Below are 14,160 nucleotides of genomic sequence, written 5' to 3' on the forward strand. Positions count from 1 at the left end.
ACCCCGTACGGGGTCCGCTCCGGGGCGGGGCCTGGTTCCTCAGAGCGCGCGGACGTGCTCCGCCTGCATGCCCTTGGGGCCCTGGCTGGCCGAGAACTCCACCTTCTGGTTCTCCTCCAGGGAGCGGAACCCCTGGGAGTCGATGGCCGAGTGGTGCACGAAGATGTCGTCGCCGCCCTCGTCGGGGGCGATGAAGCCGAAGCCCTTCTCCGCGTTGAACCACTTCACTGTTCCAAGAGGCATGTGATGTCTCCTTCGAGTCGGGATGCTGGTGGCCAGCTGTCGAAGAAAACCGTCGAAAAGATTTCGCAGACTTCAACTACAACCACAGTGCACAACGTCCGGTGTGCCGGTTTTGTTCCCGAGGGGCGGATCACTTCTCCTGCGGGAGCGTCACCGGGCGGTCGTCCCTCAGTTCGGTGAAGAGGGTGCGGGCGCGGCGGTCGTCCCACTGCACGGCGCTGCCCTTGGAGGTGGCGAGCGCGGGGTCGGAGACGGGCACGTTGAGCTGTCGGCCGCCGCCCGCCGTCACGCCCCGCATCGCGCGGAAGAGTGTCATGAGGTCGCGCAGCCCCGTGTCCTTGTCGACGACCAGCGTGTCCAGGCCCGCGTCGAGGGTCGGGAAGGACCGGGCGGGGTTGAGGAGAGTGCCGGGGGTGACCGCCTTCTGCGCGAGGGCGGTCAGGAACTTCTGCTGGTTGCGGGTACGGCCCAGGTCGCCCTGCGCCTCCTGCTTGCGCTGCCGGACGAACGCCAGCGCCTCGGCGCCGTCGAGGGTCTGGCAGCCCTTCTTCAGGTCCGCGCCCGAGTTGGGGTCCTTGACGTCCCGGTCCAGGCACATGTCCACCCCGCCGACCGCGTCCACCACCCCGACGAAGCCCGCGAAGCCGATCTCCGCGTAGTGGTCGACGCGCAGCCCGGTGTTGCTCTCCACGGCCCGTACGAGCAGGTCGGCGCCGCCGAGGGAGAACGCGGCGTTCAGCTTGTTCGGCTCGGCGCGATAGCTGCGGCCGGTCTCCGGGCGGACGTACGACGGGACGGTCACCCACGAGTCGCGCGGCAGGCTCAGCATGGTGGTGCCGTGGGCGCCGGTGTGCAGAAGGATCATCGAGTCGGTGCGGCGGCCCTCGGCCGATCCGGTGCGCAGGTCCTTCCTGGCCTGTTCGGACAGGCCCGCCCTGCTGTCGGAGCCCACGATCAGGTAGTTGGTGCCCTTGCCGGCCGGCGCGCGGTCCGGGAGCGCGCCGAGGTCGACCTCCTGGTCCAGTTCGGTGTCGGCCCACACATAGGTGCCGGCGGAGGAGGCGACCAGCGCGGCGAGCAGCAGAACGGCCAGCCGCACGGTCCTGCGGCGCCGGGTGGGGCGCGGCCTCGGGGATCTGCCGCCCGCCGCGCTGCGGCGGGGCCGGCTCCCGTCGTCCGCACGGTCGACACCCCCACGGCCTTCGTACGTACGGCCCTCGTGCGTACGGCCCGGGGTGGCCGGTGAGGGCATGCCGGGCAGGGGTGCCGTACGGGTCGAGGGCGGGGCGCCGCTCCCGCGCCCCGACCACGAACCGTGGCCGGTCCCGTGGTCGGTCCGGTCGTTCATCCGCCTGTCCAGTCCTTCGACACCTGGGGCCACCCCGTCGCGGGGTCATCTCATGGGCACGCTCTTATACGGGGCGGGGTCGCCGATCTGTTCAGCGGCGGTGCCGGAACGCTTCATGATCTGCCACTTGAGCCGGCTTCCGAGCAGCACGGCGACCACGGACTGGATGACGACGAGATACATCAGCTGCCGGTAGACGACGAGTTGGAACGGCATCCACCACAGCGTCCGTACCCGCTCCCCGTCGAGCCGCAGCGCGTAACCGGCGCACAGCAGTTGGACGCCCATGAAGGCGAACCACACCGCGGCCGAGCCGAACGGGTCGAGGAACAGCACGCCGTACAGGGCGAACACGTCGATGACCGGGGCGAGGAGCGGGAGGGCGACCTGGAAGACCGCGAGGTAGGTGAGTCCGCGCCGGCCGAAGCGCCCGGCCACGCCGGTCTCCAGGACGGCGCCGCGGTGCTTCCACATGGCCTGGATCGTGCCGAAGCACCAGCGGTAGCGCTGGCGCCACAACTGCCTCAGCGAGGTGGGCACTTCGGTCCAGGCGACGGCGGACTCCTCGTACAGGACGCGCCAGCCGGCCCGCCACAGGGCCATCGTGAGGTCGGTGTCCTCGGCGAGGGTGTCGTCGCTGACCCCGCCGACCCCGGCCAGCGCGTCCCGGCGGAAGGCCCCGATGGCGCCGGGCACGGTGGTCATGCACTCCAGCACCTCGAACATGCGGCGGTCGAGGTTGAAGCCGAAGCAGTACTCCAGGTGCTGCCACTTGGCGAGCAGGCCCCGCCGGTTGCCGACCTTGGTGTTGCCGCTGACCGCGCCGACGGCCGGGTGCGCGAGCGGCTGGACGAGGTGGTGGACGGCGTCCGGTTCGAAGACGGTGTCGGCGTCCACCATCACGAGGATGTCGTGACTGGCGTACCGCAGGCCGGTGTTGAGGGCGGCGGCCTTGCCCCCGTTGGTCTTGCGGATGACCGACACCCGGGGGTCACCGACGCCCTCGGCGAGTGCGGCCGTACGGTCCGTGGAGCCGTCGTCGATCACGACGATCTGCAGCCGGGGGTAGTCGGAGGCGAGCAGGGAACGCAAGGTGGCCTCGATGCCGGCCTCCTCGTTGTAGGCGGGGACGAGCACGGTGACCGGTTCCGTCACCTCCCGCAGCCAGGGCGCGCCGGGCCGGGAGCGTTCGAGCCGGCGCACATGGGCGCGGGCGAAGTGGACGAGCAGGATCAGCCGCAGCACGCCGAGGGCCCCGGCGATGCCGAGCGTCCAGGTCATCGCCTGCGAGAAGGCGCGCCCCAGCCAGGCGGTCCGGATCAGGGCCGCGCCGGTCCATCGTTCGACCTCCGACACCTTCTGGTACGGGGTCAGTCGGGCCCCGGCCGAGACGGTGGTGAAGCGGTCGACGCCGGGGTCGCGGAGCAGTTTCCCGGTCTCCCGGTAGGCGGTCGCCGTCTGGCTGAACTGGCGGACCATGCCCTGTGCGGGCCTGCGGGACGCCTTGTCGGCGGCGACCAGCACATAGCCCTGGGCGGTGGCGCGCCGGGCCGCCGCCCATTCGCGGCCGCACAGGGTGTCGGGCGAGGTGGTCCGCGGCATCCGCAGCAGGTTGGTGCGCAGGCCGGCGGTGCCCGCCAGCACGCTCTGCGTGAGGTCGAGTTCGGCGGAGAAGCGAAAGGCGGACGTCTCGCCGAGGACGGCTCCGGTGTAGGTGTTGGAGCCGATCTCGTGGCCCTCGGCGCGGATCCGCCGTACGAGGTCCGGGTGACGGGCGGCCTGGGCTCCCAGGAGGAAGAAGGTGGCGCGGGCCCGGTGCTTCTTCAGCAGGTCGAGCAGGCGCGGGGTCCAGACGGGGTCGGGGCCGCCGTCGAAGGTGAGCGCGACGGTGCGGGCGGGCATCGAGGCGCTCTGGACGCCGTTGCGGTTGATGCCGATGACCGGGCCGCCGCGGGCGACGGCGTCGGGTACGGGCGAGGTGCAGGGAGACCGGGTGTCCGCGGCGTCGACCTCGTGGTCGGTCCAGCCCTCGAAGAGGAGGGCGGCGAACATCGCGGGCAGGACGAGTATCAGCAGCAGCCAGTGGCCGCGCGGATCGCGGGACTGTTTGTGCCGGGCCCTCACCCAGGGCCGCCCCTCTCCCCGGCCGCCCTTCTGCTCCGCCCGGCGTCGGTGGCCGGTGCGCCGGACGAGGTCTGCTGCCACGGGGCGGCGGGGCCGGAGTCGCACATGGGGCTACTGGGGCTACGCATGGGGCGCGAGTCTAGCCACAGCTTCGCGCGCGCACGGGCCCGATGCCGAGGCTCACAGGAAGGGCGCCTTTCAGACCGGCAGCCGCGGCACGCTGTCGATGAGGCGCCGGGTGTACGGGTGCGCCGGTTCGCCCAACACCTGGGCGGTGTCGCCCTGTTCGACGAGCCGGCCGCTCTCCAGTACCGCCGTGCGCTCGCACAGGGAGGCCACGACCGACAGGTCGTGGGAGACCATGACGAGGGTCAGCCGGCGCTCCTCCTTCAGCTCGGCCAGCAGGTCGACGACCTTGACCCGGGTGGTGACGTCGAGCGCGCTGACGGGTTCGTCGGCGAGCAGCACGCGCGGGTCGCACACGATGGCGCGGGCGATGGCGATCCGCTGACGCTGACCGCCGGAGAACTCGTGCGGGTAGCGGGAGGCCGCGTCCGCGGGCAGCCCGACCCGCTCCAGCGCGGCGGCCACCTTCGGCGCTGCGGTCGTGCGGGAGTCGAGCCCCAGCGAGCGCAGCGGTTCCGCGACGATCGCGGCGACGCGGCGGCTGGGGTCGAGGGAGGAGTACGGGTCCTGGAACACGCACTGGACGCCCCGCCGGAAGCGGCGCATCTGCTGCCGGTCGCGCGGGGCGAGCGGCTCGCCGTCGAAGCGGACGGTACCGGCGGTGGGGCGGGCGAGTCCCAGCAGGAGCCGCAGCAGGGTCGTCTTGCCCGCCCCCGACTCCCCCACCAGGGCCAGCGACTGCCCCGGCTCGACGGCCAGGGACACACCCTGTACGACGTCGGCGGCGGCGCCCCGGTACCGTACGGCCACGTCCGTGAGCTCCAGTACGGGTGTCGTCCGCGCCCCGTCCGTCGGCTTCGGCTCGGGGGTCATCGCGGGCTCCTCAGGTCCAGGGCGGACTCCAGTTTCCGGGCGCCGGCGACCAGCGCCCGGGTGTACGCGGCCTTCGGCGCGGTGACGACGTCCAGGACGGGGCCCTCCTCGACGGCCCGCCCGTCCTTCAGCACGAGCACCCGGTCGGTCACCTTGGCGACCACGGCGAGATCGTGGCTGACGAAGAGCACGGCCATCTCGCGTTCGCGGACGAGGGTGTCGAGCAGGTCCAGCATCTCGGCCTGGACGGAGACGTCGAGCGCGGTGGTGGGTTCGTCGGCGATGAGCAGAGCCGGTTCGCAGGCCAGCGCCATGGCGAGGGCGACCCGCTGGCGCTGGCCGCCGGAGATCTCGTGCGGGAAGGCGTGGGCGATGCGGTCGGGTTCGGGCAGCCTTACCCGTACGAGTGCCTCGGTGACGGCGGTGCGCAGGTCACGGCCCTTGAGGCCGGTCCTGCGGGCCAGCGGCTCGGCGATCTGGCGGCCCATGCGCATCAGCGGGTCGAGGGCGGTCAGGGGCTCCTGGAAGACCACGGCCGCGTCCCGGCCGCGTACGGCGGTGAGGCGTTTCTCGGGGGCGCCGACGATCTGGGTGCCGGCCAGTTCGACGCTGCCGGTGGCGGTCATGCCGTCGGGCAAAAGCCCCAGCAGGGCGAGCGTGGTCAGGGACTTGCCGGAACCGGACTCGCCGATCAGACCGAGCCGTTCGCCGCCGCCGACGGTGAAGGAGAGGTCGTCGACGAGGGTGCGCCCGTCGTCGGTGCGCACGGTCAGGCCGCGTACGTCCAGGAGGTGGCCGGGTGAGGTCATGTCCGCCTCCTTCTCGTGGCCGGGTCGAGGGTGTCGCGCAGTCCGTCGGCGACGAGGTTGACGCCGACGACGAGCACGACCAGCAGGATGCCGGGGGCCAGTGCGCCCGCGGGTGCGGTGGTGAAGGTGGCCTGTGCTTCCTGCAGCATGCGGCCCCAGGAGGCGTTGGGCGGCGGGGCACCGAGGCCGAGGTAGGACAGTCCGGCCTCGGCGAGCACGGCGAGGCCGAACTGGAGGGCCAGGTTGACCACGAGGGTGGGCCAGATGTTCGGCAGGATGTGCGCCGCGACCGTACGCGGCCAGGAGGTGCCCGAGGTCCGGGCGGCGGTGATGTAGTCCCGCGCCAGGACCCGCTTGACGAGGATCCGCACGAGCCGCGCGACCACCGCGCTCTGCGCCAGGCCGATGGCGAGGACCGCGGAGCCGAGAGTGGCCGAGCGGGCGGCCACGACGAGCATCGCGAGCAGCAGCGTCGGGAAGGCGATGAGGATGTCGAGGAACGCGGCGAGGGTGTCGTCGAGCCATCCTTGCGCGAACGCGGCGAGCACCCCGAGGGTGACCCCGAGGAGCGCGGCGACGGCGACCGAACCGAGTCCCGCCTGCACGGCGATACGGGCGCCGGTCATCAGCTGGGTGAGCAGGTCCCGGCCCAGCTTGTCGGTGCCGAGCAGGTGTCCGTCGCCGGGGCCCGCGAGCCGGCCGCCGGAGGTGTCGTCGGTGTCGTAGGGCAGCCAGACGAGCGAGACGAGGGCGAGCAGCGCGATCAGGGCGGTCAGCGAGCAGCCCGCGAGCAGCGTGGCGGAACGGCGGCGGCGCGAGACCGGCGTCGTGGACTCCGCGGGCTCCGTCTCCTTGAGCGGAGCGGCCGGCAGGGTCATCGGGCACCTCCGGAGAGCCGTCCGCGCAGCCGCGGGTCGATGATCCGCTGGACCAGGTCGGCGGCGAAGCCGATCAGGAGCACGGCGAGGGTGGAGACGAACAGGACGCCCTGGACGACCGGGTAGTCGTGCTGGGCGATCCCGGTGGCGAGCAGCGAGCCGAGGCCGGGCAGCGCGTACACCGACTCCACGACGACCGCGCCGAGCAGCGTCGAGGCGAGTTCGATGCCGAGGATGGAGATCACGGGGACGGAGGCGTTGCGCAGCCCGTGCCGCCACATGGCCCGCGGGAAGGACGCGCCGAGGGCCCGGGCGGTCCGCAGGTAGTCGCTGCCGAGGACGTCGAGGGTGGCGGAGCGGACGTACCGGATCAGGGAGGCGCCCATCACGAGCGCGATGGTGACCACGGGGAGGACCAGGGAGCGGACGGCTTCGGCGGGTGCGTCCCAGCCGTCCTGGGGGAAGCCGCCGGAGGGCAGCCAGCCCGCGTTCAGCGCGAACACGGCGATGAGGATCATGCCGAGCCAGAACACCGGCACGGCGATGCCCAGCTGGGAGATCCCGCTGAGCACCGCCCCGTACCAGGTGTGGCGCTTGTACGCGGCCACGAAGCCGACCGGTACGGCGATGACGACGGCCAGCACGAACGCGGCCAGGGTCAGCGGCACCGTGACGTTCAGGCGGGCGGTGACCTCGGGGCCGACCGGCAGCGAGCTGACGAAGGACGTGCCGAGGTCGCCGCTCGTCAGCTGCCCGAGCCAGTGGGTGAACTGTTCGGGCAGCGGACGGTCGGAGCCGATGGAGTGGCGGGCCGCGGCGATCTGCTCCGGGCTGGCGCCCACCGAGGTGAGCGCGTTGGCCGGGTCGCCGGGGAGCAGGCGCAGCAGGACGAAGAGCACCACGCTCGCCAGGGCCAGCGACACCAGGAGGAACGCGAGGCGGCGCAGGAGATAGCGCCCCATCAGCCCTTCTTCTTGATGTCGTAGGCGTAGAACTGCGAGTTCAGGCCGTTGAGCGGGTAGCCGGAGAGCTTGCTGCTCGCGACGACGATCTGCGGGTAGAGGTAGAGCCAGTCGCTGGCCGCGTCCTCGGCCGTCTTCCGGTTGACCTTCTTCAGCAGTTCGGTCTGCTCCTCGGTCGTGGAGGCCTCCTCGGCCTGCTCGACCCACTGGGTGACCTGCTTGTCGTCGTAGCCCCAGTAGAAGTCGGGGTTGCCGTACCAGACCAGGTCGCGGTCGTTGACGTGCTCCTGGAGCGTGGCGGTGAAGTCGCGGTTCTTGTAGACCTTCGTGTACCACTCGTCCGGCGTGATCGTGTTGATCTTGACGGTGATGCCGACCTTGGCCAGCTGCGACTTGATGAAGGTCGCGGCCGTGGGGTGCGGGTCGTAGTTCGGCGTGTCGAGGGTGAAGGAGAAGCCCTTGGCGTAGCCGGCCTCCGAGAGCAGCTTCTTCGCCTTGGTGACGTCGTAGGCGTTGACGTCGGTGAGGTCCTCGTACCAGGGGTCGGTCGGCGGCACCATCGAGCCGATGAGCTTGCCGTAGCCGCCCCACACGGATTCGAGGAGCTTCTTGTCGTCGATGGCGGCGGAGACGGCCTGGCGGACCTTGACGTCCGTGAAGGGCTTCGCCTTGTCGTTGAAGGCGAGGAGCAGCTTGGTGGTGGAGTCGCCGTCGTTGACCTTGTAGTTCTTGTTGCTCTTGAACTGCTCCAGGGCGTCGGGCGACTGCTCGCTGGTGACCACGTCGACGGCGTTGGTCAGCAGCGCGTTGTTCAGCGCGGAGGCGTCCTTGTAGTAGTGGAAGACGACCTTCTTGTTGGCGGCGGCGTCGCCCCAGTAGCCGGCGAAGCGGTCGAGGCTCAGCGCGGAGCCGCGGGTCCACTTGGCGAGCTTGTAGGGGCCGGTGCCGTCCTCGGTCGTCTTGAGGTTCTTCGCCTCGGAGTTGATGATCCAGACGTAGGAGAGGTTGTAGACGAAGGAGATCGACTTCTTCGACAGGGTGACCTTGACGGTCTTCGCGTCGGGGGTGGCGATGTCCTTGACGACTTCGAGGTTGCTCTTGCGGGCGGACTGCGAGTCGTCCGCGATCACCTTCTCCAGGCTGTACTTGACGTCCGCGCTGGTCAGTTCCTTGCCGCTGTGGAACTTCACGCCGTCGCGCAGGGTGAAGGTGTAGGTCAGGCCGTCCTTGCTGACCTCGTGGTTCTGCGCGAGGAGCTTCTCGACCTTGCCGTCGTCCGTGAGCTTGAACAGACCCTCGTAGACGTTGCCGTTCAGGGCCTCGGTGACGCCCTGGCCGCCGCCCGCGGTGTTGTCGAGGTTCTGCGGCTCGTAGAGCGAGCCGATGTTCACGGTGGCGCTCTTGTCCCAGGTGCCGGACGAGGCGCTGCCGCCGCCCGAGCCGCCGCCGCAGGCGGTGAGGCCGAGGGCGAGGGTGGCCACGGTGGCGGTGCCGTAGAGGGACGCTCTGGTCGTGCGGTTCTTGCTCATGGGTTCAGTGCCTTCGGTACGAGGAGCCGCGGGATGCTGCCGGGAACTGCCCGGTGCTACGGGATTCAGTGTGGAGGGGCGATCAGTGATCGGCCGGGAAGCCGTCGCGGAAGAGGGGAAGCTTCTCCCCGGCCTCGACGGCCAGGTGGAAGCGGTTCTGCCGCGGCGGCATCGGACAGTTGTACTGATCGGAGAACCCGCAGGGCGGCACGAAGGCCCGGTTGAAGTCGAGGATCACCCGGTTGTCGTCCTCGGTACGCCGTACGAACAGGAAGCGGCCCGCGCCGTAGGTGGTGTCCCCGTTCGTGGGGTCGCCGAAGACGAGGAGCAGGGTGCCGTCGTCGTCGAAGGCGCTGAGGGTGTACTCCCGGCCGTCGACGGTGAGCGTGATGTCGCCCGGAACGACCAGCTCACGGGTGCCGCCGTTGTCCCTCAGATGCTCGAAGGCGACGCGCCGGGCGCCGGGCACGGGGGTGTAGGCCGCTTCCAGGACCCACGCCGGGTCGTACGGGAAGGCACTGACGCCGTCGAAGTGACGGATGGCGGGCGAGTGCGCGTCCCACAGGCGCAGGCCGTGCTCGGGTTCGCCGGTGACGAGGTCGGTGCGCCGGAGCGTGGTGACCGTCACGCCGGCCGGCTGCCCGGCGCGGGCCGCCTCGGCGTCGGGCTCCTCACCGGCGGGCAGCCAGCGGGTCTCGACCAGGGCGAGGTTCCCGGTCGGCGAGGTGAGCGAGCGGTGGCGCTCGGCACGCCAGGCCTTCCACTCCTCCCCGGGGTCGACGGAGGCCGGGGAGGCGGTGGACTGTGACACGGCGGACTCATTCGACTAGGAGGGCGGCGGCGACCCCGGATCGCCGGTGCGGCGAACACGGATCGTTAATAGATGGTCAAAGCATGTCCTTTATCGTTCATAAGGTCACCTAATGTCAAACATGCGTCTCAGGTGGCGAGACCGCGAGTCTCACATCCGGCGGACATCGCGCGCAGCCGCCGCCCCGGGCGTCCGCACCACACCTGCGTCGATCCTTGCCGTCTGAACGTTTCCTTCACCCCGTCGACACACGGCCCTAGCGTGTCCCGTAAAGCCCAACTCACCACTCCCTGGGCCTACTTACCCACACGTAAAGAACGAAGGCGGCACGATGAAGCTGGTCGAACTCGTAGAGGCCGGCGACCTCGCCGGAGTGGTCCGGGAACTGGGCACCCTGCGGCCGGAGCAGCGCGGGGCGTGCGCGGCCGGGCTGAGGGCCCACCGCGAGGCGATCTCCCGGCGTACGAACACCGCGGAGGTGAAGGCGTCCCTGTTCGCCGCCGAGCTGGGCTGCCGGGTCACCCCCGAGGCCGCGGCGGCCTGGCTGCTGACCTACCGGTACTTCAGGGTGGACACCTGGACGGTGGACGTCCTGGACCTGCACCCCGTCGCCTGGCGCGCCGAGCTGGCCGCACGGCTCGGCGGGAGCGCGACGGCCTCGGACACGGTGTACACGATCACCGAACACCTCGTCCACGACACCGGCTGCCCGCTGCCTGCCTCCCGGAAGTTCGTCCTGGCCTGGCTCTCCAACCGCGCGAACGGCCGGGAGCGGCCCGCGCGCGTACGGGGCGGGGTACCGGGTGACGACCTCCTGGAGCGGCTGCGCGCGGACGCCTTCACCCCGCAACTCCTCCCCCTGGCCGTGCGGAGACCAGGACGTGTCGTCCTCGGCCGCCCGGCATGGCTGATGGAAGCCCTCGTCACGCTCACCGCCGAGGGGTACGCCGACCGTGACGAGCTGGTCGACAACCTCTTCGCGGACCTGGCCGGCGATCCACCGGGAGGAGCCCAGGGGACGGCCGTGCTGAAGGCACTCGCGCTCACCCCGGCCGAACACGCCCGGGTGGCCCCCGCACGGACCGCACTGGCCCGGCACCTGCTCGGGCGCCTGTCGGCCGACAGCACGCGCACCGAGACCGCGCCTCTCCTGGGGTTCCTGCGGGCCCTGAAGTGCACACCGGCCGAGAACGCGCTCCTGGTACGGGACCGTCCGGCGCCGCTCGACCGGTCGTCGCCGGTGGCCGCCCACGCCCAGGAGGTCCTGACCGGTCCGGACGAGTCGGTGCTGCGGGAGTTACGCACGGCCGCGGAAGGGCTCAGCCCCGGGCCCGCGGGGCGGGCGGCCGAAGTAGCCGGCGCGCGGCACGCGTCGGACGACGACATGGCGGAGCCAGCCGACCCCGAGTCGTACGACGCGCTCCGCTGAGCCCCGCCGAGTGACCGGCGGTCCCACCCCACGCAGGGGCGGGACCGCCGGCCGGGGCGACAGGGCGAGGCCCGTCGGCCCGTCGCTCCCCGAGGCAGGGGCCCAGCGGTCTCCCGCACCGCCGGCCGGAGCGACGGAGCGAGCCCGTCGCCCCCTCGCCCGCGAGACAGAAGCCCGGCGGCCTCCCGGGTCAGGAACCCGTCGTCCGGGCTACCGGGGCTCGGCTGTCCCCGGTGCCGGCGCCGGGGCGTACCCCGTGGGCCGGGTGGTGAAAACCCCCCGGCCCTGCGTGCGGCTGCGCAAGCGCGTCGCGTAGCCGAACAGTTCGGCCAGGGGCACCGTGGCGGTGACGATCGCCGCGCCCGCCCGTGCGGTCGATCCGGTGACCCGGCCGCGCCGTGCCGCCAGGTCGCCGAGGACCCCGCCCACGGCCTCGGCGGGAGCGGTGACCGTGACCTCGACCACCGGTTCCAGCACCGCCATCGCGCTCGCCCGCAACGCCTCGCGCAGGGCGAGCCGTCCGGCCGTCCGGAACGCCATCTCCGACGAGTCCTTCGCGTGGGTCGCCCCGTCCCGCAGGACGACCCGCAGCCCGGTCACGGGATGACCGCCGAGCGGACCTTCACCCAGCGCGTCCCGGCAACCGGCCTCGACGGCCCGTACGTACTCCTGCGGCACCCGGCCGCCCACGACGGCCGACCGGAACTCGAACCCGGTCGCGCTGCCTCCGGCTTCACGTTCGGTGTCGCCCTCCAGCGGCTCCACGTCCAGTACCACATGGGCGAACTGGCCCGCCCCGCCGTCCTGTTTGACATGCCGGAAGACGAGGCCGGCGACCCCGCGTACGACGGTCTCCCGGTAAGCCACCCGCGGCCGGCCGACCCGGACGTCCAGCCCCTGGGCGCGGCGGATCTTCTCCACCGCCACCTCCAGATGCAGTTCGCCCATGCCGGACAGCACGGTCTGCCCGGTCTCGTCGTCGGTGCGCACCACCAGCGACGGGTCCTCCTCCACGAGCCGGGCCAGCGCGGCCACCAGTCGGTCGGTGTCCGTGCTCGTCCGGGCCTCGACCGCCACCGAGACGACGGGGTCGGCGGAAACCGGCGGTTCGAGGACCAGCGGGGCACCGGGCGCGCACAGGGTCGATCCCGCGCGGGCGGACTTCAGTCCGACCACCGCGACGATGTCCCCGGCCACGGCCCGGTCCAACGGGGCGTGCCGGTCCGCCTGGACCCGCAGGATCCGGCCGATCCGTTCGGTGCGCGTCGCACCCGCGTCCCGCACGGCCACCACTTCTCCCTTCCGGATCGTCCCCGAGTACACCCGCAGGTAGGTCAGCCGCCCGGTGGCGGTGGCGTTCACCTTGAACGCCAGGGCCGCGAACGGCGCGTCCGGATCGGCGGCCCGCACCTGCTCGGCGCCGTCCGCCGAGCCGCGTACGGCGGGCACGTCCGACGGCGAGGGCAGATACGCGACCACGGCGTCCAGCAACGGCTCGATGCCCCGGTTGCGGTAGGCCGAGCCGCACAGCACGACCACGCCGTCACCGGTACGGGTCAGGTCGCGCAGCGCGCCCGCGAGGGTCCGCGCGGAGAGGCCGGCCGGCGTGCAGAACTCCTCCAGTGCGCCGGGATGAAGCTCCGCGACGGCCTCCTCCAGCAGTCGCCGCCGCCGAGCCGCCTCCTCCACCAGGCTTTCGGGTACGGGCCCTTCCTCGACCCCGCCGGTCCCCTCCCCGCTTTCGGTCCAGATCAGCGCCCGCGTCCGCACCAGGTCGACGACTCCGCGGAACCCGTCCTCCGCGCCGATGGGAAACTGCACGACCAGCGGCGCCGGATGGAGCCGTTCGCGGATGGACGCGACCGCCGAGTCGAGGTCGGCCCCGGCCCGGTCCAGCTTGTTGACGAAGGCGATCCGCGGCACGCCGAACCGGTCGGCCTGCCGCCACACCGACTCGCTCTGCGGTTCGACCCCCGCGACGGCGTCGAACACCGCGACCGCCCCGTCCAGCACGCGCAGCGACCGTACGACCTCGTCGGAGAAGTCGACGTGCCCCGGAGTGTCGATCAGGTTGATGCGATGCCCGTCCCAGTCACAGCTGACGGCGGCGGCGAAGATGGTGATGCCGCGGTCGCGCTCCTGCGGGTCGAAGTCGGTGACGGTCGTGCCGTCATGCACCTCACCACGCTTGTGCGTGGTCCCGGTGACATACAGGATCCGCTCGGTGACGGTGGTCTTGCCCGCGTCGACATGGGCGAGGATGCCGAGATTGCGGACGGCACCCAGCGGGGTGTCGTGCTGCGGGAAGCGATGGTCAAGAGGGTGGAGTTCGGTACGCACGGCCCAGGGCCTTCCAGGACTACTGATCCGGATGGGGTCGGCGCGATTCCCGTACGAAGCGTCAGGTGACCTGTGGGTCTGCCCGCGGAAAGGCGTGCGCGGGTCGACGTGCGCAGGTCAGGTTCAGACGTTCGAGACGGCTGTCCGGTGCGGGCCGCGCAGCGCGCACCGGCTCCACGAAGACACGAGGATCACCTCGTACCGCGACAGAGGAACGACGACAGCGGTGCGGTACCGCATGGCCGGGCTCCTCTCAGTGGTCACGGGACGCGTCGCGGTGGTGCGCGATGCGCGTGGTGAGGCGAGTGTAGGAAACCGAACTGCCGTGGCGCACCGGGTTATTCGCGCCCGGCCCCCACGGCGGCCCCGGGCACCCCGTCCCGCCGCTGCTCTGCGCGGGCCGGAGCGATGATCGTGGGCGCGTGCCCCTGCGGCGCGGGGCTGCCGGCTCCGAGCACCTGGCAGCGGGTGTCCCCGTGCCGGGACCACAGCGCGGCCGTCCACGCGCAGAGCAGGGCGTCGATGAGGTCCTCGCGGTGCTTGTAGTCGGCCGCCCGCTGCGGCGAGGGTTCCTCGGTCAGCCGGCGGGAGACCGGATGCGAGGCGAGCAGAAGAGGCGGGTCGGCGGTGGCGAGGCCCGCCATACGGCCGATCAGCCGGTCGCACGCCTGCGCGCGTACCGCCCGCC

11 protein-coding genes and 1 pseudogene are annotated in these 14,160 nt (G+C 71.8%); 1 reads left to right on the forward strand and 11 read right to left on the reverse strand.

Annotated features, from left to right (window positions below; all coding sequences use genetic code 11):
• Positions 1-39: 39 nt before the first annotated feature.
• The 9 genes from ACFWGJ_RS31955 to ACFWGJ_RS31995 form a co-directional block, all read right to left on the reverse strand.
• Entirely contained in the window at positions 40-243 is a 204-nt protein-coding gene (locus ACFWGJ_RS31955) for a cold-shock protein (protein ID WP_387331659.1), read from the reverse strand.
• 130 nt (positions 244-373) lie between these two features.
• Positions 374-1,591 carry an LCP family protein gene (locus ACFWGJ_RS31960; RefSeq protein WP_387331661.1) on the reverse strand — a complete coding sequence of 406 codons (1,218 nt, stop codon included), beginning with the start codon at positions 1,589-1,591 and terminating at the stop codon, positions 374-376.
• Between the two features lie 45 nt (positions 1,592-1,636).
• Positions 1,637-3,643: a bifunctional polysaccharide deacetylase/glycosyltransferase family 2 protein gene (locus tag ACFWGJ_RS31965; protein ID WP_387331679.1), complete on the reverse strand. Its 2,007-nt coding sequence runs from the start codon at positions 3,641-3,643 to the stop codon at positions 1,637-1,639.
• Positions 3,644-3,913: 270 nt separating this feature from the next.
• Positions 3,914-4,714: an ABC transporter ATP-binding protein gene (locus ACFWGJ_RS31970; RefSeq protein ID WP_387331663.1), complete on the reverse strand. Its 801-nt coding sequence runs from the start codon at positions 4,712-4,714 to the stop codon at positions 3,914-3,916.
• On the reverse strand, positions 4,711-5,523 hold the full coding sequence (locus tag ACFWGJ_RS31975) for an ATP-binding cassette domain-containing protein (RefSeq protein ID WP_387331665.1): 813 nt from the start codon (positions 5,521-5,523) through the stop codon (positions 4,711-4,713). The genes ACFWGJ_RS31970 and ACFWGJ_RS31975 overlap by 4 nt, the downstream gene beginning before the upstream one ends.
• Positions 5,520-6,401 carry an ABC transporter permease gene (locus tag ACFWGJ_RS31980; protein WP_387331667.1) on the reverse strand — a complete coding sequence of 294 codons (882 nt, stop codon included), beginning with the start codon at positions 6,399-6,401 and terminating at the stop codon, positions 5,520-5,522. The genes ACFWGJ_RS31975 and ACFWGJ_RS31980 overlap by 4 nt, the downstream gene beginning before the upstream one ends.
• The gene (locus ACFWGJ_RS31985) at positions 6,398-7,363 is read right to left on the reverse strand and encodes an ABC transporter permease (RefSeq protein ID WP_387331669.1); all 966 of its coding nucleotides are present in this window, start codon (positions 7,361-7,363) and stop codon (positions 6,398-6,400) included. The genes ACFWGJ_RS31980 and ACFWGJ_RS31985 overlap by 4 nt, the downstream gene beginning before the upstream one ends.
• Positions 7,363-8,892: an ABC transporter substrate-binding protein gene (locus ACFWGJ_RS31990; protein WP_387331671.1), complete on the reverse strand. Its 1,530-nt coding sequence runs from the start codon at positions 8,890-8,892 to the stop codon at positions 7,363-7,365. The genes ACFWGJ_RS31985 and ACFWGJ_RS31990 overlap by 1 nt, the downstream gene beginning before the upstream one ends.
• Positions 8,893-8,974: 82 nt before the next feature.
• Complete coding sequence (locus tag ACFWGJ_RS31995) at positions 8,975-9,703, reverse strand: DUF1684 domain-containing protein (protein ID WP_387331673.1); 729 nt, start codon at positions 9,701-9,703, stop codon at positions 8,975-8,977.
• Positions 9,704-10,034: 331 nt separating this feature from the next.
• Here ACFWGJ_RS31995 and ACFWGJ_RS32000 point away from each other — a divergent pair, with 331 nt between their 5' ends.
• Positions 10,035-11,132, forward strand: a complete 1,098-nt coding sequence (locus ACFWGJ_RS32000) for a hypothetical protein (protein ID WP_387331675.1) — start codon at positions 10,035-10,037, stop codon at positions 11,130-11,132.
• 210 nt (positions 11,133-11,342) lie between these two features.
• On the opposite strand, the gene fusA is transcribed toward ACFWGJ_RS32000, so the two are convergent.
• Positions 11,343-13,472, reverse strand: a complete 2,130-nt coding sequence (gene fusA, locus ACFWGJ_RS32005; RefSeq protein WP_387331677.1) for an elongation factor G — start codon at positions 13,470-13,472, stop codon at positions 11,343-11,345.
• Positions 13,473-13,810: 338 nt separating this feature from the next.
• Positions 13,811-14,160, reverse strand: a pseudogene (locus tag ACFWGJ_RS32010) (DUF429 domain-containing protein); the annotation flags it as partial.

Source organism: Streptomyces sp. NPDC060205 (genome assembly GCF_042728395.1).
Lineage (GTDB): Bacteria > Actinomycetota > Actinomycetes > Streptomycetales > Streptomycetaceae > Streptomyces.

Coding starts and splice junctions, on each gene's coding strand:
- ACFWGJ_RS31955 (WP_387331659.1), bottom strand. CDS start 243: ATGCCTCTTGGAACAGTGAAGTGGTTCAACGCGGAGAAGGGCTTCGGC.
- ACFWGJ_RS31960 (WP_387331661.1), bottom strand. CDS start 1,591: ATGAACGACCGGACCGACCACGGGACCGGCCACGGTTCGTGGTCGGGG.
- ACFWGJ_RS31965 (WP_387331679.1), bottom strand. CDS start 3,643: ATGTTCGCCGCCCTCCTCTTCGAGGGCTGGACCGACCACGAGGTCGAC.
- ACFWGJ_RS31970 (WP_387331663.1), bottom strand. CDS start 4,714: ATGACCCCCGAGCCGAAGCCGACGGACGGGGCGCGGACGACACCCGTA.
- ACFWGJ_RS31975 (WP_387331665.1), bottom strand. CDS start 5,523: ATGACCTCACCCGGCCACCTCCTGGACGTACGCGGCCTGACCGTGCGC.
- ACFWGJ_RS31980 (WP_387331667.1), bottom strand. CDS start 6,401: ATGACCCTGCCGGCCGCTCCGCTCAAGGAGACGGAGCCCGCGGAGTCC.
- ACFWGJ_RS31985 (WP_387331669.1), bottom strand. CDS start 7,363: ATGGGGCGCTATCTCCTGCGCCGCCTCGCGTTCCTCCTGGTGTCGCTG.
- ACFWGJ_RS31990 (WP_387331671.1), bottom strand. CDS start 8,892: ATGAGCAAGAACCGCACGACCAGAGCGTCCCTCTACGGCACCGCCACC.
- ACFWGJ_RS32000 (WP_387331675.1), top strand. CDS start 10,035: ATGAAGCTGGTCGAACTCGTAGAGGCCGGCGACCTCGCCGGAGTGGTC.